The 25,215-nt window shown below is 73.1% G+C and carries 25 protein-coding genes; 11 read left to right on the top strand and 14 right to left on the bottom strand.

Annotation, left to right across the window (positions count from 1 at the left end):
- Window positions 1-34: 34 nt before the first annotated feature.
- The 3 genes from HHX41_RS25465 (at window position 35) to HHX41_RS25455 (ending at window position 2,873) form a co-directional block, all read left to right on the top strand.
- Window positions 35-502, top strand: a complete 468-nt coding sequence (locus HHX41_RS25465) for a MarR family winged helix-turn-helix transcriptional regulator (protein ID WP_169978200.1) — start codon at window positions 35-37, stop codon at window positions 500-502.
- 125 nt (window positions 503-627) lie between these two features.
- Window positions 628-1,275, top strand: a complete 648-nt coding sequence (locus HHX41_RS25460) for an LppX_LprAFG lipoprotein (protein WP_182908004.1) — start codon at window positions 628-630, stop codon at window positions 1,273-1,275.
- A complete protein-coding gene (locus HHX41_RS25455; RefSeq protein ID WP_182908003.1) occupies window positions 1,272-2,873 on the top strand; it encodes an MFS transporter in 1,602 nt (533 codons plus the stop codon). Before HHX41_RS25460 ends, HHX41_RS25455 begins: the two co-directional genes overlap by 4 nt.
- A 41-nt stretch (window positions 2,874-2,914) precedes the next feature.
- Here the strand turns inward: HHX41_RS25455 and HHX41_RS25450 are convergent, their stop codons facing one another.
- Window positions 2,915-3,382, bottom strand: a complete 468-nt coding sequence (locus tag HHX41_RS25450) for a MarR family winged helix-turn-helix transcriptional regulator (protein ID WP_182908002.1) — start codon at window positions 3,380-3,382, stop codon at window positions 2,915-2,917.
- Window positions 3,383-3,444: 62 nt separating this feature from the next.
- On the opposite strand from HHX41_RS25450, the gene HHX41_RS25445 reads away from it, so the two are divergent.
- The 4 genes from HHX41_RS25445 (at window position 3,445) to HHX41_RS25430 (ending at window position 6,897) form a co-directional block, all read left to right on the top strand.
- Window positions 3,445-3,822, top strand: a complete 378-nt coding sequence (locus tag HHX41_RS25445; protein WP_182908001.1) for a cupin domain-containing protein — start codon at window positions 3,445-3,447, stop codon at window positions 3,820-3,822.
- 65 nt (window positions 3,823-3,887) lie between these two features.
- Entirely contained in the window at window positions 3,888-4,304 is a 417-nt protein-coding gene (locus tag HHX41_RS25440; RefSeq protein WP_182908000.1) for a cupin domain-containing protein, read from the top strand.
- Window positions 4,305-4,510: 206 nt separating this feature from the next.
- Window positions 4,511-4,969, top strand: a complete 459-nt coding sequence (locus HHX41_RS25435; RefSeq protein WP_169978220.1) for a DUF6220 domain-containing protein — start codon at window positions 4,511-4,513, stop codon at window positions 4,967-4,969.
- Window positions 4,966-6,897: a multicopper oxidase family protein gene (locus HHX41_RS25430; RefSeq protein WP_182907999.1), complete on the top strand. Its 1,932-nt coding sequence runs from the start codon at window positions 4,966-4,968 to the stop codon at window positions 6,895-6,897. Before HHX41_RS25435 ends, HHX41_RS25430 begins: the two co-directional genes overlap by 4 nt.
- Window positions 6,898-6,906: 9 nt before the next feature.
- On the opposite strand, the gene HHX41_RS25425 is transcribed toward HHX41_RS25430, so the two are convergent.
- Together HHX41_RS25425 and HHX41_RS25420 are read right to left on the bottom strand one after the other, a co-directional pair.
- Window positions 6,907-7,554 carry a response regulator transcription factor gene (locus tag HHX41_RS25425; RefSeq protein ID WP_182907998.1) on the bottom strand — a complete coding sequence of 216 codons (648 nt, stop codon included), beginning with the start codon at window positions 7,552-7,554 and terminating at the stop codon, window positions 6,907-6,909.
- Entirely contained in the window at window positions 7,545-8,792 is a 1,248-nt protein-coding gene (locus HHX41_RS25420; protein WP_182907997.1) for a sensor histidine kinase, read from the bottom strand. The genes HHX41_RS25425 and HHX41_RS25420 overlap by 10 nt, the downstream gene beginning before the upstream one ends.
- A 263-nt stretch (window positions 8,793-9,055) precedes the next feature.
- Here HHX41_RS25420 and HHX41_RS25415 point away from each other — a divergent pair, with 263 nt between their 5' ends.
- The gene (locus tag HHX41_RS25415; protein ID WP_182907996.1) at window positions 9,056-9,802 is read left to right on the top strand and encodes a hypothetical protein; all 747 of its coding nucleotides are present in this window, start codon (window positions 9,056-9,058) and stop codon (window positions 9,800-9,802) included.
- A 45-nt stretch (window positions 9,803-9,847) separates the two neighbouring features.
- Here the strand turns inward: HHX41_RS25415 and der are convergent, their stop codons facing one another.
- Together der and cmk are read right to left on the bottom strand one after the other, a co-directional pair.
- Entirely contained in the window at window positions 9,848-11,278 is a 1,431-nt protein-coding gene (gene der / locus HHX41_RS25410) for a ribosome biogenesis GTPase Der (RefSeq protein ID WP_182907995.1), read from the bottom strand.
- Between the two features lie 141 nt (window positions 11,279-11,419).
- Entirely contained in the window at window positions 11,420-12,067 is a 648-nt protein-coding gene (cmk, locus tag HHX41_RS25405) for a (d)CMP kinase (RefSeq protein WP_169979661.1), read from the bottom strand.
- A gap of 212 nt (window positions 12,068-12,279) precedes the next feature.
- Between cmk and HHX41_RS25400 the strand changes: the two genes are divergently transcribed.
- Both HHX41_RS25400 and HHX41_RS25395 read left to right on the top strand, forming a co-directional pair.
- Window positions 12,280-13,386, top strand: coding sequence for a MerR family transcriptional regulator (locus HHX41_RS25400; RefSeq protein WP_182907994.1), 1,107 nt, complete (start codon window positions 12,280-12,282; stop codon window positions 13,384-13,386).
- Window positions 13,383-14,780, top strand: coding sequence for an MFS transporter (locus HHX41_RS25395; RefSeq protein ID WP_182907993.1), 1,398 nt, complete (start codon window positions 13,383-13,385; stop codon window positions 14,778-14,780). Before HHX41_RS25400 ends, HHX41_RS25395 begins: the two co-directional genes overlap by 4 nt.
- On the opposite strand, the gene HHX41_RS25390 is transcribed toward HHX41_RS25395, so the two are convergent.
- From HHX41_RS25390 to HHX41_RS25350, 9 genes are all read right to left on the bottom strand, one after another.
- Window positions 14,737-15,831: a prephenate dehydrogenase gene (locus HHX41_RS25390; RefSeq protein ID WP_169978236.1), complete on the bottom strand. Its 1,095-nt coding sequence runs from the start codon at window positions 15,829-15,831 to the stop codon at window positions 14,737-14,739. The genes HHX41_RS25395 and HHX41_RS25390 overlap by 44 nt on opposite strands.
- 125 nt (window positions 15,832-15,956) lie before the next feature.
- The gene (gene aroH, locus HHX41_RS25385) at window positions 15,957-16,316 is read right to left on the bottom strand and encodes a chorismate mutase (RefSeq protein WP_142645137.1); all 360 of its coding nucleotides are present in this window, start codon (window positions 16,314-16,316) and stop codon (window positions 15,957-15,959) included.
- Window positions 16,317-16,433: 117 nt separating this feature from the next.
- The gene (locus HHX41_RS41940; protein ID WP_182907992.1) at window positions 16,434-18,482 is read right to left on the bottom strand and encodes a pseudouridine synthase; all 2,049 of its coding nucleotides are present in this window, start codon (window positions 18,480-18,482) and stop codon (window positions 16,434-16,436) included.
- Complete coding sequence (gene scpB / locus HHX41_RS25375; protein ID WP_169978240.1) at window positions 18,482-19,135, bottom strand: SMC-Scp complex subunit ScpB; 654 nt, start codon at window positions 19,133-19,135, stop codon at window positions 18,482-18,484. The genes HHX41_RS41940 and scpB overlap by 1 nt, the downstream gene beginning before the upstream one ends.
- Before the next feature lie 99 nt (window positions 19,136-19,234).
- Window positions 19,235-20,110 carry a ScpA family protein gene (locus HHX41_RS25370; protein WP_182907991.1) on the bottom strand — a complete coding sequence of 292 codons (876 nt, stop codon included), beginning with the start codon at window positions 20,108-20,110 and terminating at the stop codon, window positions 19,235-19,237.
- A 28-nt stretch (window positions 20,111-20,138) separates the two neighbouring features.
- The gene (locus tag HHX41_RS25365) at window positions 20,139-21,026 is read right to left on the bottom strand and encodes a ParA family protein (RefSeq protein ID WP_142557039.1); all 888 of its coding nucleotides are present in this window, start codon (window positions 21,024-21,026) and stop codon (window positions 20,139-20,141) included.
- A gap of 99 nt (window positions 21,027-21,125) precedes the next feature.
- A complete protein-coding gene (locus HHX41_RS25360) occupies window positions 21,126-22,052 on the bottom strand; it encodes a site-specific tyrosine recombinase XerD (RefSeq protein ID WP_396795141.1) in 927 nt (308 codons plus the stop codon).
- Between the two features lie 35 nt (window positions 22,053-22,087).
- On the bottom strand, window positions 22,088-22,729 hold the full coding sequence (locus HHX41_RS25355; protein ID WP_310742170.1) for an NUDIX hydrolase: 642 nt from the start codon (window positions 22,727-22,729) through the stop codon (window positions 22,088-22,090).
- Window positions 22,726-24,396, bottom strand: a complete 1,671-nt coding sequence (locus HHX41_RS25350; RefSeq protein WP_169978244.1) for a CTP synthase — start codon at window positions 24,394-24,396, stop codon at window positions 22,726-22,728. Before HHX41_RS25350 ends, HHX41_RS25355 begins: the two co-directional genes overlap by 4 nt.
- A gap of 156 nt (window positions 24,397-24,552) precedes the next feature.
- Here HHX41_RS25350 and HHX41_RS25345 point away from each other — a divergent pair.
- Window positions 24,553-25,215: acyltransferase (locus HHX41_RS25345; protein ID WP_182907990.1), on the top strand; the 663-nt coding region annotated here is incomplete at its 3' end.

The following is a 25,215-nucleotide window of genomic DNA, read 5'->3' as shown; positions in this document are numbered from 1 at the left end:
CTCCGTCCGCTCAGCTGATCTTATGCTGGTGGTCATGGACGCCCCCACCTGGCTCACCCCGCAGGAGCAACGCGCCTGGCGGGCTCATCTGGCCGCCCACCGCCTGCTCTTCCTCCAGCTCGACCGGGAGTTGCAGGGCACCGGGCTGTCGCTGAACGACTACGAGATCCTCGTGAACCTCTCCGAGAGTCCCGGCCGCCGCATGCGCATGAGCGAGCTGGCCGACGTCACCATCCAGTCGCGCAGCCGGCTGTCCCACCAGATCTCCCGGATGGAGGCCGCCGGTCTGGTGACCCGCCAGGACTGCGAGGACGACCGGCGCGGCACGTTCGCCGTGCTGACCGACCACGGCTGGGAGACGATCCAGCGGGTGGCGCCGGACCACGTCGCGAGCGTCCGCCGGCACTTCGTCGACCTGATGACGCCCGAGCAGGTGTCCGCTCTGGAGCAGATCTACGCCCCGATCATCGACCACCTCCAGGCGGTCCGCGGCACCAGGTGAGGGGACGCCGCAGGCGGCGGGACGGCGCGGGTTGGGCACCGGTCCCGCCTTCCCCCGGCGGGTGGCGCCAAACCGATTCCCCCGGCGGGCGCGTGCGGTCCCCGCGCGCTCGCTACGATCCGGCTGTGCGAACAATCCTCGGGCTCGTCGTGGCCGGCCTGCTGCTCGTGACCGCCTGCAGCGCGAAGAGCGAGACGGCCCTGCCGGACGGTCCCGCGCTGCTGAAGCGCTCGGCCGAGGCCATGCGGACGGTCAAGACGGTCGCCTTCACGATCGAGACCAAGGACAAGCCGGCCGTGCCGGTCCGGCACGCCGAGGGCAGCCTCACCAGGGAGGGCGACGCCAAGGGCACGCTGCAGATCGAGATCGTGGGGCTGCAGGAGATCGAGTTCGTGCTCGTCGGCGACAAGGTCTACTTCAAGGGACCCACCGGCGGCTTCCAGACGATGACCCGGCAGCAGCTCATGGCGCTCTACGACCCCTCCGCCGTGCTGACCGGCGTGCCCGACCTGCTGGCCACCGCCCAGGACGCCCAGTCGCAGGCGGAGGAGAAGGTCGGCGACGCCGCCGCCTACCGGGTGACGGCCACGCTGACGCAGCAGGCGCTGGCCAAGCTGGTCCCCGGCGTCCAGCAGAACGTCACCGGCACGCTCTGGATCGACAAGGCCGCCGGCCGCCTGCTCAAGCTCGAACTGCCGCTCACCGGCGGCTCCGTGACCGTGACCCTGGGCGACTACGACGCCCCCGTGACCGTCGCCCCGCCCGCGTCGTGACCGGCGCCACCAACCGCTCCACCGACCCCACCGGCGCCACCGACGCCGGCGGCGCGACCGGGACGGCCGGGACGGCCGGGCCCTCCACGCGGCACCGGCGTCTGGCGCTGGGCGTCGGCGGGGCCGCCGTGCTGCTCGCCGCGCTCGACGCGTACGTCGTCGTCACGGTGCTCGTGGACGTGGCCGCCGACGTCGGCGTGCCGCTGAACCGCCTGGAGCGGGCGACCCCGGTCGTGACCGGGTTCCTGCTCGGCTACGTCGCGGCGATGCCGCTGCTCGGCCGCCTGTCCGACCGGTACGGCAGGCGCGCGCTGATCCACGCGTGCCTGGCCGGCTTCGCCGCCGGCTCCCTCGTCACCGCCCTGGCGGGCGGCGTCCCCGCGCTGGTCGCGGGCCGTACGCTCCAGGGCGTCGCGGGCGGCGCGCTGCTGCCGATCACCATGGCCCTCATCGGCGACCTGTGGGACGAGCGCGCCCGGCCGGTGGCGCTCGGCGCGGTCGGCGCGGCGCAGGAGCTCGGCAGCGTGCTCGGCCCGTTGTACGGCGCCGGGCTGGCCGCGCTCGCCGGGTGGCGCGGGATCTTCTGGGTCAACCTCCCGCTCGCGCTGCTGGCCGCCGTGGCGGTGCACGTGGCCGTCCCGGCCGGGCGCGAGCCGTACGGCCGGCGGTCCGGCGAGCCGAGCCCGGACAAGGTGGGCGCCGGGCAGGTGGGCGCCGGCAAGGTGGACGCGGGCGGCGGCGCCCTGCTCGCGCTGGCGCTCGGCCTGCTGGTCGCCGGGCTCTACAACCCCTCCCCCGACACGGCAGTGCTGCCGCCGTGGGGACTGCCGTGCGTGGTCGCCGGGGCGGTCACGGTCGTGCTGTTCGTGCTGTGGGAGATCCGCTCGCCGGTCCGCCTGCTCGACCTGACGGGCGTGCGCCGGCGGCCGCTGCTCGCCACGCTGGCGGTGAGCCTGCTGGCCGGGGCGGCGCTGCTGGTCACGCTGGTCGACGTGCAGCTCGCCGCGCAGACGCTGCTCGGCAGGGACGCGGTGGGCGGCGCCCTGGTGCTCACCCGGTTCCTCGCCGCGCTGGCGGTCGCGGCCTTCCTCGGCGGGATCCTGGTGCGGCGGTTCGGCGAGCGCCCGGTGGCCGTGGCGGGGATGGCGGTGGCCGCCGCGGGCTACTGGATGATCTCCCGGTGGCCGCTCGACCTGGCCTCGGCCGGGGTGCGGATGGACGTCGACCTCGTGGTGGCCGGCCTCGGCCTCGGGGTGATGATCGCCCCGGTCTCGTCGGCGGTGCTGCGCCTGGTGCCGGCGGCGCAGCACGGCGTGGCGTCGGCTGCGGTCGTGGTGGCCAGGATGATGGGCATGCTGCTGGGCGTGGCCGCGCTGTCGGCCTGGGGCTTCCACCGGTTCCAGTCGCTCACCGCGCACCTCGACACGCCGCTGCCGTTCGGGGTGGACGCGGCCGAGTACGCCCGCAGGCTCGCGGACTACACGGCGAAGGTCCAGGCGGCGCTGCACGCGGAGTACACCGAGATCTTCCTGATCACCTGCGGGCTGTGCGTGCTCGGCGCCGCCGCCTCCCTCGCCCTGCCCGGCCGCCGCGCCTGATCCCGCCCTGATCCCGCGCCTGATCCCGCATCGGGAGCCGGTCAGGCGCCGAACCAGCCGGGCACGTCGAGGCGGAAGACGTCGGGCGGCGTCACCTTCCGCAGGTCGGTCTCCAGCTCCCTGAGCCGCTCGTCGCCGATGACGGCGGCCCAGCGCGCGCGCAGCTCGTCGAAGATCCGGGCGGAGCGCACCAGGACGTCCACCCCCGACGGCGTGAGCCGTACGATCTTGCGGCGCGTGTCGCGGGGGTCGCGGGCGCGCTCCACGTAGCCGAGGCGTTCGAGCGTCTCGATGGTCTTGCCCGCCGCCTGCTTGCTGACGCCCAGCGTGCGGCCCAGTTCCACCGCGGTCGTGCCCTCGATGCCGATCGCCTGCATGACGAACCCGTGCATGGGCCGGGCGTGCGGGTGCCCCTGACGGGCGAGCTCGGCGTGCAGTTCGTCGATCAGGACGCGGAAGCCCAGGAAGAGCCGCAGGGGCAGCTCGAAGCCGGGCGGGTCGTTTGACACAGATAGACAACCAGGTTCACTATTAACGACAACGACGTTGTCTATCTTAGGAGACGCCGGCGATGCCTGTCATCCGTCACACCGAATGCCGCAGATCCGAGACCCCCGCCGGGGTCATGACCACCTTCGCCTCGCCCAGCCTCGGTGACGCCACCCGAGCCGTGTGGCGCGTCGAGGCGACCCCCGCGACGAGCGGGCCGCTGCACGACTTCGACGCCGAGCAGGTGTGGACGTTCCTCGCCGGCGCCGCCACGGTCGAACTCGGCGGCGAGACGTTCGCGGTCGCGCCCGGCGACACCGTGGTCATGCCGCCCTCGACCCCGCGCCGCGTCACCGCGGGCGCCGGTGAGGGCTTCACCGCCGTCGTCACGGCCCCCGCAGGGGCCAAGGCCATCCTGCCCGACGGCACCGTGCACGGCGTGCCGCCGTGGATCGCCTGAACCCGGCCCCTCCTCCCCATTCCCCCGGCGGCCCGGCCGGGCCCGATCTCACCAAGGAGTCACCCATGCCCCTCATCCGCTCCGCGGACAGCCGCGTCAGCACCACGCCCAACGGCGTCATGACCACCCTCGCCTCGCCCACCCAGGGAGACGCCGCTCAGGCCGTGTGGCGCGTGGACATGCCGGCCGGAAACAGCGGCCCCTACCACGCCTGCGACGGCGAGCAGGTGTGGACCCTCCTCACCGGCGCGGCGACCGTGGAACTCGACGGCGAGACCCTCGGCGTCGAGGCCGGGGACACCGTCGTCATGCCCGCCGACGTGGGCCGCCAGGTGCACGCCGGCGCCGAGTCGGGCTTCAGCGCGATCGTGGTCGCGCCGGCCGGATGCGAGGTCTACAACCCCGAAGGCGTTTCCGCCCCGGACGCGTGCGATCTCGCTCCCCGGGGGAGCGACCGGCTCGTGCCGCCCTGGATCCGCTGACGAGTCCCTACGCCTCCCCGCGGAGCGGGCGCGGCCGGGCGGGACGCGCACGCTTCCCCGGGCGGCGAACTTCCCGGTGGACAGGGGCGGATGTCCCGGGTGCCCGGGACACCGCACGGTCCACCATTGCGGGCGTACCGTTCCGGCTCTCGCCGCCGCCCCGCAGAACCCCCGGGGCTCGTCCCTTCCCACTGAGGAGGCCCCACATGCGCAAGGTGTTCTTCGGGTTCGCCGTTCTGCAGCTCGTCGCCGTGCTCGCCCAGTTCTACCTCTCCACGTTCGGCGCGTTCGAGACGCCGCATCCGGCGCCGGGCGACCCGAACGCCGCCATCGGCTACCACGCCATGAACGGCACGATGATCATGCCGCTCCTGTCGTTGCTGACGACGGTCGTGGCCCTGATCGCCCGTGCGGGCGGCAAGCTGGTGGGCCTGTCGATCCTGCCGTTCGTGCTGGTCGCGGTGCAGCTGTTCGTCATCTTCTCGCTGGCGGAGATCGCGGGATGGACCGAGAACTCGACCACGACCGGCAGCCTCGTGGTCCTCGGCTTCCACGCCCTCGACGGCGTGGCCATCCTCGCCGTCGCCGTCATCCTGGTCCAGCGGGCCCGCGCCCTGATGAAGGGCACGGCCGCGGCCCCGGCCGCGGAACGCGTCGCGGCGTGACCACCGCACGGCTGATCGCTCTCGATCAGATCCTGTTCGTCCTGGTCGCGGCCGCCTGGGCCGCGACCGCCGGGGTCGCCCTGGCCGGTCTGCGGCAGCCCGCCGCGGACGGGCGGCGGACCCGCCTGATCGCCGCGGCGCTGTGCGCCGCGGCGATCGTCATGACCGCGCTCCGGGTCGCCGTCACGCTCGGCCTCGCCAGGGCGGGCTGGTGGTTCGTGGCGGAGAAGGTCACCCTGGCCCTGCCCCTGGTCGTCCTTCCCGCACTCGCCTCGGCCGTCGTCAGCCTGCCCCGGCTGCTGCGCGTGCCGTCCGGCGACGCCCCCGTCCCCTCCCCCCGGCTCGTCGCGTTCCCCCTGCTGGTCACCGCGTACGGCGCGGTGGCCGGGGTCGCCTGCGGGGTGGTCGTCTCCTACCCGGTCACGGCCGGCGGGGCGGCGGCGGTGCTCGCGCTGTTCGCCGCGGCGTCCTTCGTGTCGTGGCGGCTGCTCGGCCCGGTCCGCGCGCCTGAGCACCGCTGGCAGACAGCCGGGACCGGCGTGCTCGCCCTCGCCGTCGCCCTGGCCGTGGGAGGCGTCTGGCCGGGCGGCACCCCGCACTCCGGTCACGACGGCGGCGCAGTCGCCCCGGGCCTGTCCGTCGACCTGCTGCGCGGCCCGGCGGCCTCGGCCGCGGGCGGGCCGGCCGGGGCGAAGCCGCGGGTCCGCCGGTTCACGCTCACCGCGCGGCCCGCCACCGTACGGCTCGCGTCCGGCGCGGTGGACGCGTGGTCGTTCGACGGCCAGGTGCCCGGGCCGGTGCTGCGGGTGCGGCAGGGTGACCTGGTGGAGGTCGTCCTGCGCAACCGGTTGACGGACGGGCAGGCGGTCACGATCCACTGGCACGGATACGACGTGCCGTCCGGCGAGGACGGGGTGCCGGGCGTCACCCAGGACGCCGTGGCCCCCGGGCAGACCCACCTCTACCGCTTCCGGGCCGAGGACGCCGGGACGTACTGGTACCACAGCCACCAGGACTCCAGCGTCGCCGTGCCGCGCGGGCTGTTCGGCCTGCTGGTCGTCGACCCGGCCGTCCCGCTCCCGGAGAGCGAGGACCACCTCCTCACGCTCCACACGTTCGGCACGCGGCCCACGCTGTCGATGGACGGCGCCGCGCCGGTCGACGGGCTCGTCCCTCTCGCGCTGCCGCCCGGCGCCCGGGCGCGGCTGCGCGTGGTGAACACCGACACCCGGCCCGTGGTCCTCGGGCTGGCCGGGGCGCCGTACCGGATCGCGGCGGTGGACGGCGGCGACGTGCCGGGGGCGACCGACCTGGACGGCGCCCGCCTGCACCTCGCCGCGGGCGGCCGCTACGACCTGACCTTCACGGTGCCGTCCGGCCCGGTGCTGCTGACGGCGGGGGACCGCCCCGCCCTGCTGGTCAACGGACCGGCGACGCCACCGGCGGCGGCCGGGCCCATCGTGGACATCACCCGGTACGGCGCGGCCACCGCCCCGCCGGCCCGGTTCGACCAGGAGATCACCTGGGTGCTGGACAAGACCCTCGCCATGGCCGGCGGCCTGCCGAGGCTCGCGCACACGGTGAACGGCAAGGCCTGGCCGAACATCCCCACCCCTGTCGTACGGCAGGGCCAGACCGTCAGGATCACAGTGGTGAACCGGGGCACGGACACCCACCCCATGCATCCGCACGGCCACCACGTCCGGATCCTGTCCCGCGACGGCGTGCCCGCGACCGGGCTGCCGATGGACACCTTCGACGTGGCTCCCGGCGAGGTCTGGGAGGTGGCCCTGACTGCCGACAACCCCGGCATGTGGATGTCCCACTGCCACGACCTCGCGCACGCCGCCCAGGGGATGGAGTTCCACCTCGCCTACGAGGGGGTCACCACGCCGTACGAGATGGGCGGCCGCAACCGCCCGGCCTGACGCGTACGGTCAGGAGCGCAGGTAGGCCAGCACCGCGAGGACGCGGCGGTGCTGGTCGCTGTCCTCGGCGTGCAGCCCGAGCTTGGCGAAGATACCGCGGATGTGCTTTTCCACCGCGCCCTCGGTGACGACGAGGCGGCGGGCGATCGCGGGGTTCGACCTGCCCTCGGCCATCAACTCGAGGACCTCGCGTTCGCGCGGCGTCAGCGAGGCCAGCGGGTCGTCGCGCCGCCGCCGCACCATCAGCTGGGCGACGACCTGGGGGTCGAAGACCGTCCCCCCGGCGGCGACGCGGCGCAGGCCGTCCATGAACTCCTCGACGTCGACCACGCGGTCCTTCAGCAGGTAGCCGACCGCACCCCGGGCGTCGGCCAGCAGGTCGTCGGCGTAGGACACCTCGACGTACTGCGACAGGATCAGCACGGGCGTGCCCGGCACTTTCTCGCGCGCCTCGACGGCGGCGCGCAGGCCCTCGTCGGTGAACGTCGGCGGCATCCGCACGTCGACCACCGACACGTCGGGCCGGTGGGCGGCCACGGCCTGGACCAGGTCGTCCCCCGTGCCCACGGTCTCGACGACCTCGCAGCCGAACTCCTCCAGCAGGCGGACCAGCCCCTCCCTGATGAGGACGGCGTCGTCGGCCACCACTACGCGCACGGAACCTCCGCCGTGATCAGTGTCGGCCCGCCCGCCGGCGACCGCACCGACAGCTCTCCGTCGACGGCCCGCAGCCGGTCGGCCAGGCCGGACAGACCGTGTCCCTTGGCGACATGGGCGCCGCCGACCCCATCATCCCCGATCGTGAGGATGAGCGTGTCACCGATCCTGGTCAGCCCGACCGAGCAGGATGTCGCCCTGCTGTGCTTGGCCACGTTGGTGAGCGACTCCGCGGTCACGAAGTAGATCGTGTTCTCGACGAGCGCGGGATACCGCTCGGCCGTCTGGACGTCCAGCTCCACGGGGACGGTGCAGCGGCCGGCCAGGGCGGCGAGCGCCGGGGCGAGGCCGCGGTCGGCCAGGATGGGCGGGGCGATGCCGCGCGACAGCGCCCGCAGCTCGTCCAGGGTCTCCCGGGTGGCGCTGATGGCCTTGCCGATCGTCTCGTGGGCGGCCGTGGCGTCCTTCTGTAGTTCCCGCTGGGCCCTCGACAGCTCCATCGCCAGGTGGACCAGGCGCTGCTGGGGACCGTCGTGGATGTCGCGCTCCAGGCGGCGCAGCGCGTTCGCCTCCGCGTGGGCGGCGGCGTGGCGGCCCTCGGTGAGGTCGTCGATGCGCTCCTGCAACTCGGCGACGCCCGTCAGCAGCGCCCGGCCCAGCGACGCCTTGATCAGCGCGCAGGAGCGGACGACCGGGTAGAGCGTGAGCGCGAAGACCGCCCCCATGGCGACGTAGAAGACGCTGTTCACGACGTAGCCGCGCCCGAGGCCGAGCAGTTCGGGGAGCTCGTGGTTGTCCGGGATGTTCGACAAGATCCACCCGAACAGCGGGTAGGTCAGCCCGAATACCGCCACCGCCCACCAGGTGACGGTCACGCAGAACGCCGCGATCGCGACCGGGAAGGCCAGCAGGGCGTGCAGCGCGTCGAGCCAGGGCTGCCCGCCGGCGAGCGGGGTGACGGTCCTGCGGAACACCCCGGCTCCGGGCGGGGACGCGGGATAACGCGGCCGGGGCAGTTCCCGGCCCAGCACTGCGCGCATGCGGAGCCGTTCGACGTCGCCCATCCCCCGGGCTATGAGGAGGGTGAGGGCGAGGACGGGCACGCCCAGCCAGACCACCAGCAGCCCGGCTCCGGCCGACAGGCCGGCCACCGTGAGGCAGAAAGTGATCGTCGCGAGGGGGAACCCGACGAGGATGTAAACCGTGTCGCCGCCGAGGCGGGAGAGAAGTCGGCGCATGTCTCCAACGCTATTGAGCCGCCCACCGGAGATCGATCCGGCGGACGGCAGTCCCGGGGGTAGGGCATTCCCTACCTTCGCACCCCGGCGGCCTCGGGCAGGATCTTCAGCAGCTCCCCCGTGGCGTCGCGCACGAGGGAGCGACCTGTCCGCACAATCGGGACAATTTCCGTCACCGGCGGCCGCCCTATCCACAAGGGTAATCTGCGGCCGACGGCTCGCGCGTTCGGCGAGCCGGGGGATCTGACTTCGGGAGTGAATGTATGAGACGCTCGGCGATTTCCGTGGGCCTGGTCACGGCGTTACTGGTCTCCTGGCCGGCGGGCCCGGCCGATGCGCGGGCGGCCGATCCCCTCGCGGCGTTGAAAGCGCAGGTGGCGGCCAAGCGCTGGGTGAAAGTGAGCGAGGTGCACCAGGTCCGCATACGGAAAGAACTCTTCGAGAAGTCCGACATTCGTGGCGCCGTACGGCTCGGTCGGCCGGGGTTGACCGCGTACGACCTCACCATCAAAACCAAGCAGCTCGGGGGGCAGATGCGGTTGCTCGCCGCGGGTGGGTACACGTACGAGTCGGGAGGGCCGCGGCAGCAGGCGTTGCCGGATGGCAAGACCTGGTGGAGGGCGCGGTTCACGGCCAGTGACCGCAACCCGTTCTACTCGGTTCCGCCGATTTTCGAGGCGGCCACATACAAGGCGCTGCTGGCCACCACGACCAGGCGGACCGGTGGGGTCTATCAGGGCGCCATCACCCTGGGGACGCTGTACAAGGCCTCGCCGTCCCTGCGTGCGCAGCCCGACATGAAGCCCGGTCAGCGAGAGGCCGAACTGAAGGTCCACTGGCGGTTGTGGACGGACCGGAAGGGCCTGCCGGCCCGGCTCTACACGACCTTCGCCGATCCGGACTACCCGACGGGAGCGATGAGCAGCCGCACCGACATGCGTTTCTCGTCGTGGGGAACCAAGGTCCAGCTCACCCTTCCGCGCAAAGAGAACACCTATCAGCCGAGCTGATCCGCGCCGGCCGGACGCTCCCGTCCGCCCCGCGCCCGGCCGGGGTCACTTCTTCTTGCGCTTCTCCCGGATCTTCATCGTCACCTCGATCGGCGAACCCGCGAAGCCGAACTCCTCGCGGATGCGGCGCTCGAGGAAACGCCGGTAGGTCTCCTCCAGGAACGCCGAGGTGAACAGCACGAACTTCGGCGGCTCCGTGGACGCCTGGGTGGCGAAAAGGATCTTCGGCTGCCGGCCCCCGCGCACCGGCGGCGGAGTGGCCTGCACCAGCTCGGTGAAGAACTGGTTGAGCCGGGCCGTCGGCACCCGCGTGCCCCACGAATCCAGGGCCCGTTCGATGGCCGGTGCGAGCTTCTCGACGTGGCGGCCGGTCTTCGCCGAGATGTTCACCCGCAGCGCCCAGGGCGTGCGGACGAGCTGCCGGTCGATCTCCTTCTCCAGGTAGTAGCGCCGGTCCTCGTCGACCAGGTCCCACTTGTTGAACGCGACCACCATCGCCCGGCCCGACTCGATGACCAGGCCGATGATCCGCAGGTCCTGCTCGGTCAGCACCTCGGAGGCGTCGATCAGCACGACCGCGACCTCCGCCCGCTCCAGCGCGGCCCGCGTGCGCATGGCCGCGTAGAAGTCGGCGCCCTTCAGCTCGCGGTCGCGCCGCCGGATGCCCGCGGTGTCGATGAACCGGTACGTCGTGCCGCCCAGCTCGACCAGCTCGTCCACCGGGTCGCGGGTGGTGCCGGCCATCGGGTCGACCAGCACCCGCTCCTCCCCGGCGAGCTTGTTGAGCAGCGACGACTTGCCCACGTTGGGCTTGCCCAGCAGCGCGACCCTGCGCGGGCCCCGCTGCACGCCGAACGTCTGCGGCGGCGTCTCCGGCAGCGCGTCGAGCACCACGTCGAGCAGGTCTCCGCTGGCGCGGCCGTGCAGGGCCGAGACGGGGTGCGGCTCGCCCAGGCCGAGCGACCACAGCCCGCTCGCCTCCAGCTCCATCTGCTGGTTGTCGACCTTGTTGGCGGCCAGCACGACCGGCTTGCCCGAGCGGCGCAGGACCGCGCCGACGGCCTCGTCGGAGTCGGTGACCCCGACGCTCGCGTCCACCACGAAGAGGATCACGTCGGCCAGCTCGGCCGCGATCTGCGCCTGCTCGGCGATGCGCAGGGCCATGCCGGTCGCGTCCGGGTCCCAGCCGCCGGTGTCGACCAGCGTGAACCGCCGGCCCCGCCAGGTCGCCTCATAGGTGACCCGGTCGCGGGTCACGCCCGGCACGTCCTCGACGACCGCCTCACGACGGCCGATGATGCGGTTGACCATCGTCGACTTGCCGACGTTGGGGCGCCCCACCACGGCGACGACCGGCAGCGGGCCCGAATCGGGCTCCCGCTCCGCCTCCTCGGCGGAAAGCTCGGCGAGCTCGGCCTCGATCCAGCCGCCCTCGTCCTCGTCGTACTCCCCCGTCACGTCCATACCCTGCCTCATCGGCTGCTCTTCCGTTCTCCCCGGCCGCGGACCGTCTCCTGGGCCGGGCTCGTTCGTATGTCGCACCGCGTGGCCCACCCCGGGCTTCCTCCGGGAACGCGGCGCGCGGCGCCGGGGGCGGTCAGGCGGGGCGTGCGGGCGTCAGACCCGCTCCTTGACCAGCCGGAGCACCTCGGCGATCACCTCGTCCAGGTCCAGCGGCGTCGTGTCCAGTTCCACCGCGTCCGCGGCCTTCGCCAGCGGATCGGCCTTGCGCGTCGAATCGATGGAGTCGCGCCGGGCCATCGCGGCCTTCTGCGCCTCCACGGTCGTCCCGTCCAGCTCGGCCGTACGGCGCTGGGCGCGGGCGTCGGCGCTCGCCGTCAGGTAGATCTTGACGGGCGCGTCCGGTGCGACGACGGTGCCGATGTCGCGGCCCTCGACCACGATCCCCCCGCCGGGGAGGGACTCGGCGATGATCTCCCGCTGCAGGGCCACCAGGCGGCGGCGGACCTCGGGCACGGCGCTCACGGCCGACACCGCGCCGGTCACCTCGGCGCCGCGGATCGGCCCGCTGACGTCGACGCCGTCCACGGTGACGCCCGGCGCGTCGGGGTCGGTGCCCATCGCCAGCGCGGGCTCGGCGGACCTCGCCGCGATCCCGGCGGCGTCCTCCAGGTTCACACCCCGCTGGAGCATCCACCAGGTGACCGCGCGGTACATGGCGCCCGTGTCGAGGTAGCGCAGGCCCAGCGCCCGCGCGACGCCTCGCGAGGCACTCGACTTGCCCGATCCCGAGGGACCGTCCATGGCGACGACCAGACCCGACACCGGCTCTCCTTCTCCCCTTCGAATCGTCGTCCCCGAGGCTACCGGGATACGGCCGGAAAGCGTGCATCGGCGGCCGGACAGGGCTTCCCGCGCGATCGATCCACGCCCGGGTCCGGCCCGTGTTGACCTTGCCCCTGGGTGAAGCCCCAGCATCGTCGCACCGGCCATGACGGCCGGGACGAGGAGGAGCCGTGGGGGACCTGCTGACCATCGGGACGTTCGCGCGGGCCGCCCGGCTGTCGCCCAAGGCGTTGCGGCTGTACGACGAGCTCGGGCTGCTGCGCCCGGCCGCGGTGGACGGCGAGTCGGGATACCGCTACTACGACCCCGGCCAGCTGGAGCAGGCCCGTCTGATCGCCTGGCTGCGGCGGCTCGGCATGCCGCTGGCACGCATCCGGCAGGTGTGCGGCCTGCCCGCGCCGGACGCGGCCGAGGCGGTGGCGGCCTACTGGCGGCAGGTCACCGCCGAGACGGCGGCCCGCGGCCGGCTCGCCGCCTTCCTCGTCGATCACCTTTCGGGAAGGAACGGCGCCGTGGAGGACACCACGACCACGCTGGGGATCCGTCACGCCGCCCGGTCGGAGCCGGGACGGGTGCGGACGAGCAACGAGGACGTCGCGTACGCCGGCGACCGGTTGCTGGCGGTGGCCGACGGGATGCGCGGCCCGGGCGGGGACCGCGCCGCCGCGGCGGCCGTCGACGCGCTCAAGCGCCTGCGGACCCTGTCCCCGCCCCCCGAGGACCTGCTCGGCGCGCTCGCCGACGCCGTCGGCGACGCCGAGCGCGCGATCCGGGACGTCGCCGCCTCGACCCCGTCGGGTCAGGTGGTCACCACGCTGACCGCGCTCGTGTGGTCCGGGACGCGGCTGGGACTGGTGCACGTCGGCGACAGCCGGGCGTACCTGCTCCGCGACGGTGGCCTGTTCCAGCTGACCGACGATCACACCTACGTGCAGTCGTTGATCGACCAGGGCCGGCTCACCCCGGAGGAGGCCGTCTCCCACCCGCGGCGCTCGCTGCTGGTACGCGCGCTGACCGGCACGGGAGCCTCCCCGCCGGACCTGTCGACGCACGACGCCGCCCCCGGCGACCGGTACCTGCTCTGCTCGGACGGGCTGCCGGGAGTCGTGCCGGCCGGCGTGCTGCGCGAGACGCTCGCCGGCTCCGGCGGCCCGCGGCAGGCGGTCGACGAGCTGATCGACCTCGCGTACGCCGCGGGAGCCCCCGACAACGTCGCCTGCGTGGTCGCCGACGTGGTGGCGGAGGAGGAGTGCGCGGCGGACGGGACCCCGCGATGAGCGCCACGACGGTGCGGCCGCCCCGTTCCCGGACTTTCGGCGTCGACCGCCGGCCGCTGGCCATCCCGGCGTTCCGGCGGATGTGGGTCGCCTCGGTGATCTGTGCCGTGGGCGGGTCCTTCAGCGTGGTCGCGGTGCCGACGCAGCTGTTCACAATCTCCGGCTCCTCGGCGGCCGTGGGAGCCGCCGCTGGGGTGTCGTTCGCCGCGCTGGTCGCGGCGGCGCTGTGCGGCGGCGCACTCGCCGACGTGATGGACCGGCGGACGGTGCTGCTGGCCGCCGACCTCTGCCTGGCGCTGACGTACGCCGCGCTGTGGGTCCAGGCGACTCTGGGCGGCCGCTCCGTCCCCGTCCTGCTGGTGGCGGTGGCCTTCCAGGGGGCGGCCTACGGGACGGTCATGACGACGACGGGGGCCGTCGTGCCCCGCCTCGTCCCGGCCGAGCTGCTGCCGGCGGCCAACAGCCTCAGCTCGCTGGTCCGTTACGGCGGGTCCGTCCTGGGGCCGATGCTCGCCGGGGTGCTGGTCCCGGTCGTCGGGCTCGGCATGCTGTACCTGTTCGACGCCGTCGCACTGCTCGCCGTGGTGTGGGCCGTCGCCATGCTGCCGCCGCTGCCTCCGCCTCCCCCCGAGAGCACGGCGAGCGCGGCGGACGGCGGCCGAGGCTCCTCGATGGCCCGCCGGACGCCGGCCGGGTTCCGCCACCTGGCGGCCGACCGGCTGCTGGTGGCGGTGCTGGCCGTGGACCTCGCGGCCATGGTCTTCGGCATGCCCTCGGCGTTGTATCCCGAGCTGGCCCGGCACGTCTTCGGCGGCGCGGCCGGGGGCGGCCCGGAGACGGGGCTGCTCTACGCGGCCTACCCGGCCGGGGTCTTCGCGGCCGGGCTGCTGTCGGGCACGTTCACCCGCGCCCGGCGCCACGGCGCCCTCGTGGCGGGCGCCGCCGTCGCGTGGGGGATCGCCGTCGTGCTCGTCGGCCTGGCCGCCGAGCTGTGGGTCGCGCTGGCGGCGCTCGTGCTCGGCGGCGCGGTCAACTTCGTTCTCAGCACCTTCCGCACCACGATCGTGCAGACGCACACCGGCGACGCCGTTCGCGGACGCGTCCAGGGCGCGCTCACCGTGGTGCTGGTGGGAGGGCCGCAGATCGCGAACGTGCTGCACGGTGCTGCCGGAGCGGTGTACGGCCCGCGCGTCGTGATCTGCGCGGGCGGCCTGCTCACCGTTGCCTCCGTCGCGGCGATCGCCTGGGCGATCCCCGGCCTGCGCCGTTACACCGCCCCCGATTCCGCCCCCGCTGTCACCCCAGGGCCGGTGGCCGCCCGGACGTCACCGGCCGCACCGGGAGACCGGGTCAGCCCGGCACCTGCCAGCCGCGCTCGCGCAGGCCTTCGGTGAGGGTCTCCGCCGCCTCCGGCCGGACGTACAGCTCGGCCGCGCCGAGCTCCAGCCCGGTGGCGTGCTCCAGGCGGATGTCCTCGATGTTGACGCCCGTCTCGCCGGCGGCCTGGACCAGGCGGGCCAGTTCGCCGGGGTGGTCGCCGATGAGCACCTGGACCACGGCGTACGTCCGCGCCGGGCCGCCGTGCTTGCCGGGGATCCTGCCGGTCCCCCGCACGCCACGCGACAGGAGGTCGGTGACCTGCTCCAATGCGGCGCCGTCGCCCGCCAGCGCGCGCAGCGACCGGGCGGCGGCGCTCAGGTCGGCCACGAGCGCCTCCAGCACCTCGGCGACGGGCAGCGCGTTGCCCTCGAGGATGCCCGTCCACAGCGACGGGTCGCTGGCGGCGATGCGGGTCACGTCGCGTACGCCCTGCCCCGACAGCCCGAGCGCTGTCTCCGACGCCTCGGCCAGCCGGGCCGCCACCGCGGCGGCCGTCACGTGCGGGGCGTGCGAGACGACCGCGACGGCGCGGTCGTGCTCGGCCGCGTCCACCCGCACGGCGTTGCCGCCGCACAACGAGATCAGCCGCTCCACCGCGGCCACCGCCCGCGGGGACGCCTCGTCCGTCGGACAGTACGCCCACGGACGGCCGAGGAACAGGTCCGCGCGGGCCGCCGCCGGGCCGGACCGCTCGCGGCCCGCGAGCGGGTGCCCCGCGACGTACGACGACAGGTCGCAGCCCAGTTGGGCGGCCTGGGCCAGCGGCAGCGCCTTCACGCTCGCCACGTCGGTGTAGACGCGGGCGCTGTCGCGCTTCTGCAGATCGAGCAGTTGCTGCGCGACGAACTGGGGCGGCACCGCGACGACCGCGAGGTCCACCCGCCGCTCACCGGTCCAGTCCTCCCCCGCGCCCAGCTCACGCGCCAGCCGTGCGGCTCCCGCGTCCCGGTCGGCCAGGAAGACCCGCACGTCCCGCTGCCGCAGCGCCAGTGCGATCGACGTGCCGATGAGGCCCGTCCCGACAACGACCACACTGCCGATACCGGCATCCTCGATGGGAGTCATCGTGCTCTTCCTGCCGTCGCCGTCCTCGGACACGCTGTTCTGCGACGGATGTGTCGTGGGTGGATGGAGATGGTGCGCGGACCCGTCGTCCCGGCCCGGTCCCGCAGGGGACGCCTTGGGGACGTCTACTGGGCGATGTCCACGCGCAGCGCGGCGGCGCCGCGCAGGTACACGTGCTGGATCTCCTGCCGGGGGCGGTCGGTCTGCACGTGGGCCATCAGCCGCACCACGCGCGGGAGCGCGCCCGGCACGTCGATCTCGGTCGCGCACAGCAGGGGCACGTCGTGGAACCCGAGCTTGCGCGCGGCCAGGGCGGGGAACTCGGCGGTGAGGTCGGGCGTGCACGTGAAGATCACACTGATGACGTCGTCGGTCGTGAGGTTGTTGCGCCCCATCACCTCGGTCACCAGCTCGGTCGTCCCGGCGAGGATCGCGTCGCGATCGTTGCCGTCGACCTGGATGGCTCCGCGAATCGCCCGCACCATGTCGTTCCCCTCTCGCTGGGACGGGCCGGTCTCTCCCCGAGAGGACGAGTCCGGCCCATCTACACGCTTTTAGCCAATTCTGCTCGACTTGCGACTTTCGCCCGCCGCGCGGAAAGGCTACAGTCCGACCGCCGCGTACAGCTCACCGATCTCCTGCACGGTGAGCGCTCGAATGGTCCCCGGCTTGAGCCGGCCGAGCTTGACCGGGCCGAACTCGATGCGGGCCAGGTCGATCACCCGGTGCCCGACCGTCTCCATGAGCCGCCGGACGATGTGCTTGCGGCCCTCGTGCAGGACGACCTCGACCAGCGCCTGCTGACCGTGCTCCTGCACCACCCGGAACTCGTCCACCTTGGCGAGCCCGTCCTCCAGCTCCACGCCCTTGCGCAGCACCTTGTGCAGGTCGCGCGCGACGGGGCCGGGCACCTTGGCCCAGTACTTCTTCTGCACGCCGTAGCTCGGGTGGGTCAGCCGGTGGGCGAGCTCCCCGTCGTTGGTCAGCAGCAGCAGGCCCTCGGTCTCGGTGTCGAGCCGCCCCACGTGGAACAGCCGGGGCGCGAGATCCTGCACGTAGTCGTTCAGGCACGGCCGGCCCTCGGGGTCGTCCATCGTGCTCACCACGCCGATCGGCTTGTTGAGCGCGTAGTAGACGGTGTCGGACGACGTCGGGATGCGCTTCCCGTCGACCCGGATGACCTGCTTGGCGGGGTCGACGCGGGCGCCGAAGCGGCGCACCGTCTGGCCGTCCACGCTCACCCGGCCGTCGCCGATCATCTCCTCGCAGGCCCGGCGGCTGGCCACCCCGGCCTGGGCGAGCACCTTCTGCAGCCGCTCGCCGCCCGGCACCTCGGTCGTGTCGCGCTCGTCGGTGTAGTTCTCGTCGTAGAAGTCCGGGTCGCGAAGCGGCTGCCGGGCAGTCTTGAACGGGTTGCCCACCGGGCCGCCCACGCCGGCACGCTTGGGACCGCCGGCGGGCCGGGCCGCGCTCCGTGAGCCCGCGCCCGCTCCCGCGCCGCCGGACCGGCCACGCGTGCCGCCGCCCAGGCGGCCGATCGTCTGCACCTCGTCGCGGCTCGCCCGGCCCCTGCCGCCGTCGCGCCCCGCGCGGTAGTCGCCGCGCCCGGGCCGCGCGCCGCGCGCCTCACGGTCGCCGCCCGCCTGGCGGTCGTCACGGTGGCTCCGGCCGTCGCGGTCGTCACGCCGGGGCGCGCGGTCGCCGCCGAAGCTCCGGCTGCCGTAGCTGTCGCGATCGCCGGTCCTGCCGCCGCCACGCTCCTCGTCGCGGAAGGCCGGCCGCCCGGCCGCACGCCCCTCACGGGACGTCTCGTAGCCGCCGTCGCGGTCGCGCAGCCGATCCCGGCCGCCCTCGGGCCTGCCGTAACGGCCACGGGAACCGGCCCCCTCGGTGCGGAACGAGGGCCGCTCGGCGGAGTAGCCGTCCCGCCCGCCGCGCTCCCGGCCGGAGCCGCGATCACGGTCGAAACCGCGCTCGGAGCCACGGTCGAAACCGCGGCCGCCCTCACGGTCGAAACCGCGGCCGCCCTCACGGTCGAAACCACGGTCGCCCTCACGGTCGAAACCACGGTCGCCCTCACGGTCGAAACCACGGTCGCCCTCACGGTCGAAACCACGGTCGCCCTCACGGTTGAAACCGCGGCCGCCCTCACGGTTGAAGCCGCGGTCGCCGGAACGGCCGCCCTCGGGCCTGCCGTAGCGGGCGCGGGAGCCGTCCCGCTCGGACCTGAAGGGGGCGCGGGCGTCGTCGCGATACCGCTCGCCGCCGGAACGCGCGTCGCGCCGGCCGGTGTCACCCTGACGACCCGTGTCACCCTGGCGACCGGTGTCACCCTGACGGCCGCGGGGACGGTCGTCGCGTGCGTCGCCGGTGCGGCGGTCGCCGTACCGGCCGCCGCGCGGGGCGTCCTCGTCGCGGAACCGCCGAGAGTCCGGCCTGTCGGACCTGTCGGACCTGTCGGATCTGTCGGACCTGGAGTCGAACCCGTACCCGGACCGGGAACCAGGGACGCGGGAACCGCCGCGCCGGTCGCCCTGGGGGCGGAAGCCGCCGGATCCACCGCGGGATCCACGCGCGCTCGCGCCCTGCTGACCGGTGCTCCGGCTCCGACCGCGTCCCTCACCGGACGGGGTGCCACGCCTGTTGTTCACTACTTCTGCTCCTCAAGAATTTCCACGTCGTCCGGGAGGAAGGGGGCGAGTTCGGGTAGCTCGTCGAGGCTCCGCAGCCCCAGTCTCTCCAGGAAGTAACTCGTCGTCCGGTAGAGCACGGCCTGGCTCTCCGGGTCGGTTCCGGCCTCTTCCACGAGGCCGCGTGCGACCAGCGTCCGCATGACGCCGTCGCTGCTCACGCCGCGCACCGCCGCCACCCGGGCCCGGCTGACCGGCTGCCGGTAGGCGACCACGGCGAGGGTCTCCAGCGCGGCCTGCGTCAGCCGCGCCTGCTGGCCGTCCCTGACGAACCTCTCCACCAGCGCGGCGCAATCCGCACGAGTGTAGAAGCGCCAGCCTCCGGCCACCTCCCGCAGGTCGAAACCCCGGCCGGAGGCCGTGTATTCCTCGGACAGCGCGCGAAGGGCGGCGGCGACCTCCATCGTCGGGCGTTCGAGCACCTGCGCGAGGGTCACCTCGGCGACCGGCTCGTCCACCACCATCAGGATCGCTTCGAGCGCGGCGATGAGCGAGGGTCCCTCCGCCGTCCCGTCCCCACCGGGCTCTGCGGCTTCCAACGCCTGATCCCGCCGCCCGGCGGGCGGTCCGGCGCCGGGGTCGTCGCCGGAACGGGGGATGTCGCTCGCTTCCATCGCTCCTCGCTCGTCGTGCGGTGGTTCCGTCTCTGCCGCCGCCGTCGGCCCCGCGCCGCCTCGGCGTGTGGCGCGGCGGTGTGACGGGGTGGTCCCGCCTCACTCGTCCCGTGCCGCGTCCGCCTCGGCGGGCCGCTCCTCGCGCCGGCCCTCGTCGTAGTCGTCGCCGACCGTGACATCGCCGTCGTCGGTGCCCGTCCAGGTGACGTACAGGTCGCCGAGCGGTTCGACCTGCTCGAAGGAGACCGCGGCCTCCCGGAACAGCTCCAGGACGGCCAGGAAGCGGGCGACGACCTCGAACGTCCCCGCGCAGTCGGCGGTCAGCGCCCGGAAGGTCGCCGTGTGCAGCCGCCTCAGCCGCTCGACAAGGATAGCGGCTTGCTCCCGGACGCTCGCCAGCGGTTGATAGATGTGCGAGACCGACACCGACGGCGGAGCCTTCGGCGTGAAGGCCCGTGCCGCGATCTTGGCGAGCTGTTCTGGCCCGATGCCGAGCACGAGTTCCGGCAGCAGGTCGGCGAAGCGCTTCTCCATCGGCACGGCGCGCGGGAAGCGCAGCGCCTCCTCGGCCATCCGGCCGGCGAAGATCTTCGCGACCTCCTTGTACGCCCGATACTGCAGCAGCCGCGCGAACAGCAGGTCGCGGGCCTCCAGCAGGGCGAGGTCCTCCTCGTCCTCCACCTCTCCGGTGGGCAGCAGCCGCGCCGCCTTGAGGTCGAGCAGGGTCGCCGCGACGAGCAGGAAGTGGCTGGTCTGGTCGAGGTCCCACTCCGGCCCCCGCGACCGGATGTACGCGATGAACTCGTCGGTGACCTTGTGCAGGGACACCTCGGTGATGTCCAGCTTGTGCTTGGAGATCAGCCCGAGCAGCAGGTCGAACGGCCCCTCGAAGACGTCCAGGTGCACCTGGAAGCCGCTCGGCGCGCTCTCCTCGCTCCCCTGGTCGATCTCCTGGCCGGTCGTCACGCCTGCCATTGTCCCCTACCGTCGCGGCCCCGCGGGGTCAGACGCGGGCGGGCCACCTGGCCAGCAGCTCGCGGGCCAGCTCGCGGTAGGCGGTGGCGCCCATCGAGCCGGGGTCGAACTGCGTGATCGGCTCCCCCGCCAGGGTGGCGTCAGGGAAGCGGACCGTCCGGTTGATGACGGTGTGGAACACCTTGTCGCCGAAGCCCTGCATGATCGTCTGCAGCACCTCACGGGCGTGCAACGTCCGGGGGTCGTACATCGTGGCGAGCAGGCCGTCGATCTCCAGGTTCTTGTTGAGCCGCTCCTGGACCTTGCCGATCGACTCCATCAGCAGCGCGACGCCGCGCAGCGCGAAGAACTCGCACTCCAGCGGGATCATCACGCTGTGCGCGCAGGTCAGCGCATTGACCGTGAGCAGGCCGAGGGACGGCTGGCAGTCGATCAGGCAGATGTCGTAGTGCGGCAGCAGGGGCTCGAGCGCCCGCTGCAGGGCGTACTCCCGCGCGACCTCGTTGACCAGCCGGATCTCCGCGCCGGACAGGAAGATGTTGCTCGGCAGGAGCTGCATGCCCTCGACGGTGGTGTCGATCAGCACGTCCTCGACCGTGACGTCGGGCTCCTCCATGATGAGGTCGTAGACCGTCGCCTCGAGCGGCCGGGGGTCGATGCCGAGACCGACCGACAGCGCGCCCTGCGGGTCGAAGTCGACGAGCAGCACCCGCTGGCCGACCTCGGCGAGCGCGGCGCCCAGGTTGATCGTGGTCGTCGTCTTGCCGACGCCGCCCTTCTGGTTGACCATCGCGACGATGCGCGCGGGCCCGTGGGACTCCGGCGGTGTCGGCTCGGGGAACACCGGACGGGGACGGCCGGTAGGCCCGATCGCGCCGGGAGCCCCCACCCACGTCCCCTCTGTGGTCGCAGTCACCTGTTGGTCCTCCCTGACGGCCCTCGAACCTGATCGAATCTAAAGGGTCGGCACGTGGTCGGCAAGGCGGCGCGCCAAAGGCCGCCGAGATGCACGTGTTCAGCGCAAGGCGCGGGGATGTGCCGCCGCGTAGACCTCCCGGAGCTTGTCGACCGTCACCAGCGTGTACACCTGGGTGGTGGTCACCGAGGCGTGGCCGAGCAGCTCTTGGACAACCCTAACGTCGGCGCCTCCGTCCAGGAGGTGGGTTGCGAACGAATGCCGCAACATATGCGGCGATACACCGGATAGTCCGGCTCGTTCCGCCGCCGCCTGCAGCACCTCCCAGGCGCCCTGCCGCGTGAGCCGTCCGCCCCGCGCGTTGAGGAACAGCGCGGGCGTCCCCCGGCCGTGCGCCGCCAGCCTGGGCCTCGCCCTGACCAGGTACGCGTCGAGCGCCTTACGGGCGAAACGGCCGAGGGGCACGATCCTGGTCCGCCCGCCCTTGCCGCGCAGGCGCACCTGGTCCTGGTCCTGGTCCTCCTCGTGGGCCGGGCCCGTGGGCACGTCGTCCACCGCCAGCCCCACAGCCTCGGAGATCCGGGCGCCCGTGCCGTACAGGACCTCCAGCAGCGCGCGGTTGCGCAGGGCGAGCGGCGAGTCCTCCGGACCGCAGGCGGCGATCAGCCGCTCGACCTCCGCGACGGTGATCGCCTTGGGCAGCCGCCGGAGCTGGCGCGGCGGGCGCACCTCGTGCGCGGGGTCGTGACCCGCCACGCCCTCGCGCAGGGCGAAGCGGTGCAACCCGCGTACGGCCGACACGGCGCGGGCGGCGGAGCTCGCGACCAGCGCCGGGTGGTCCTCGTCGCCCTCCCGGAGTGCGGCGAGGAAGGCGACCACGTCCGCCTCCGCGACCTGCGCGAACGTCTCGAGCCCGCGCGCCCGCAGGTGCTCGAGGTATCGGCGCAGGTCGCGACGGTAGGACGCGAGCGTGTTGGCAGACAGCCCCCGCTCCACCGCCAGATGGGCGAGGTAGCTGGACAGCACCGCCTCGGGCTCGCTCAGGACGTCTCCCTACGGACTCATGCCTCCGGCGCGTCGGCGGGTCGAAGGCCCTTGAATCCGTCGGCGGAAGCAGCGTACGCGGCGAGGATACCGGCGACCGCAGGAGAATTGTGGATCATTCCGCTCAGGGCCTTGTCGACCGCCGCACCCAGCGGAATCCAGGCCGCCGGCATGTCGGTCTCCTCGTGGTGGCGCACGTACGTGTTCTCCTCGTCGGGGATCGGCTCCAGGTCGCGGGCCAGGAAGACCCGGATCCGCTCGTCCGACATGCCCGGGGAGGTGCGCAGGTCGACCAGCGTGTGCCACGTACGCGCCCGGTAGGCGGCCTCCTCGGCGAGCTCGCGCGCCGCGCACTCCACCAGCGGCTCGCCCGGCACGTCGCGGATGCCGGCCGGCAGCTCCCACAGCAGGCGGCGCGGGGGATGCCGGTACTGGCGGATCAGCAGCACCCGGTCCTCGCCGTCGAGGGCGAGCACCGCGACCGAGCCGGGGTGGACGACGTAGTCGCGGTCGGCGGTCACCCCGCCCGGCATCTCCACCGTGTCGGTGCGCACGGTGATGATCCGCCCCGCGAAGCGCTCGGCGGAGGCGACGACGTTCCAGGACTCCTCGGTGTCCTCCACGTTCACCGTGTGCTCCGGCGTGTTCTCCGCCGTCACTTGGCCCGCCCCGCCTTCGCCACGTTCTCGCGCCGGCCCGCGTACTCGAGGGCGGCCTGGACCAGCCCCTTGAACAGGGGGTGCGACCGGGTCGGGCGGGAGCGGAACTCCGGGTGGGCCTGCGTGCCGATGAAGAACGGGTGCTGGTCGGTGGCCAGCTCGGCGTACTCGACGAGGCGGCCGTCTGGCGACAGGCCGGAGAACACCATGCCGACCTTCTCCAGCCGCTCACGGTAGGCGTTGTTCACCTCGTAGCGGTGCCGGTGGCGCTCCTCCACCTTGGCCTTGCCGTACAGGCGGCGGGCCAGTGAGCCCTCCACGAGCTTGGCCGGGTAGAGGCCGAGCCGCATGGTGCCGCCCATGTCGCGCTCACCGGCGACGACGTCCTTCTGGTCGGCCATGGTCGAGATGACCGGGTTGATCGTCTCGGCGTCGAACTCGGTGCTGTCGGCGTCCTCGATCCCGGCCAGGTTGCGGGCCGCGTCGATGACGATGCACTGCATGCCGAGGCAGATGCCGAGCAGGGGGACGCGCTGCTCGCGGGCGTGCCGTACGGCGCCGACCTTGCCCTCGATGCCGCGCACGCCGAAGCCGCCGGGGATCAGCACGCCGTCGACGCCGTCCAGCTCGCGGGCCGCGCCCTCGGGGGTCTCACAGTCGTCGCTCTTGACCCAGCGGATGTTGACGCGCGCGTCGTTGGCGAAGCCGCCCGCGCGCAGCGCCTCGGTGACCGACAGGTACGCGTCGGGCAGGTCGATGTACTTGCCGACCAGCGCGATCGTGACCTCCTTGGCCGGGCGGTGCACCCGGCGCAGGAGCTGGTCCCACTCGGTCCACTCCACGTCGCGGAACGGCAGGCCGAGCCGGCGCACCACGTACGCGTCGAGCCCCTCGGCGTGCAGGACCTTGGGGATGTCGTAGATCGAGGCGGCGTCGATCGCCGAGACGACGGCGTCCTCGTCCACGTCGCACATCAGGCTGATCTTCCGCTTGATCGCGTTGGTCACCGGGCGGTCGGACCGGAGCACGATCGCGTCGGGCTGGATGCCGATGCTGCGCAGCGCCGCGACCGAGTGCTGCGTGGGCTTGGTCTTCAGCTCGCCGCTCGGACCGATGTACGGCAGGAGGGAGACGTGCAGGAAGAAGACGTTGTCGCGGCCGACCTCGTGGCGGACCTGCCGGACGGCCTCCAGGAACGGCAGCGACTCGATGTCCCCGACGGTGCCGCCGACCTCGGTGATGACCACGTCGACGTCCGGGCCGGCCATGCCCCGGATGCGGTCCTTGATCTCGTTGGTGATGTGCGGGATGACCTGGACGGTGTCGCCCAGGTACTCGCCGCGGCGCTCCTTCGCGATCACGTTCGAGTAGACCTGTCCGGTCGTCACGTTGGCGGAGCCGTGCAGCTCGGTGTCGAGGAAGCGCTCGTAGTGGCCGATGTCGAGATCCGTCTCGGCGCCGTCGTCGGTGACGAACACCTCGCCGTGCTGGAAGGGGTTCATCGTGCCGGGGTCGACGTTCAGGTAGGGATCGAGCTTCTGCATCGTGACGCGGAGGCCGCGAAGCTTGAGGAGACGACCGAGGCTGGAGGCCGTGAGTCCCTTGCCGAGACTGGAGGCGACGCCGCCGGTGACGAACAGATGCTTGGTTTGTGCGGCGCTGCGCAAGAAGAGCTCCCGTGGTCGATGTCGATCCGGCCGTCCGGATTGGACGCCGCGATGCCCACGGGCTCTCAGAATATCAAACGCTGGGCAACATTGGGCTTGCCACGTGCGCTAACCTGCCATAGCGGACAAGCCGACCTAACGGTAACTTGTCGCGTTATGTCGTTCGTGAAGCGCGCCGTCGGCCGTCTGGTCCACCGGGGGTGGGCCTACGTGCGGGAGGCCGCGGCGATCAGCCCGGCCGTCCCGGGCGGTTACCGGTTCCGCAGCATGGGCGAGGGAGTGTGCCTGTCCTTCCCGCAGGGCGCCATCTTCGGGGAGCAGTGGATCGAGATCGGCCCGCACACGCTCGTCGGAGAGCGGGTGTCGATCTCGGCGGGCATGGGCCCCGGCGTGGATCTCGGACCCGACTCGATCGTGCGGATCGGCCGGGGCTGCTCGATCGGCAGAGGCAGTCACATCGTCGGCCACCAGTCCATCGACATCGGCGACGACGTCTTCACCGGCCCCTACGTCTACATCACCGACCAGAACCACGTGTACGACGATCCCGAGACGCCCATCGGACGGCAGTGGCCGCGCAACAAGCCGGTCTCCATCGGCTCGGGGTCCTGGATCGGAACGGGGGCGATCATCCTGCCGGGGACGCGGATCGGCCGCCAGTCGGTGGTCGCCGGCGGCGCCGTGGTGCGCGGCGAGTTCCCCGACCACTCGGTGATCGCCGGGGTCCCCGCCAAGGTCGTCCGGCGGCACTCCCCCGACCTCGGCTGGCACAGCCCCTCGGCCGCCCGCCGCGCCTCCCCCCTCCCCGCCGACCCCCGC

Origin of the sequence: Microbispora sp. H13382, from assembly GCF_014161445.1 — a bacterium.
Lineage (GTDB): Bacteria > Actinomycetota > Actinomycetes > Streptosporangiales > Streptosporangiaceae > Microbispora.
This window is presented reverse-complemented; position numbering and strand designations above follow the sequence as displayed.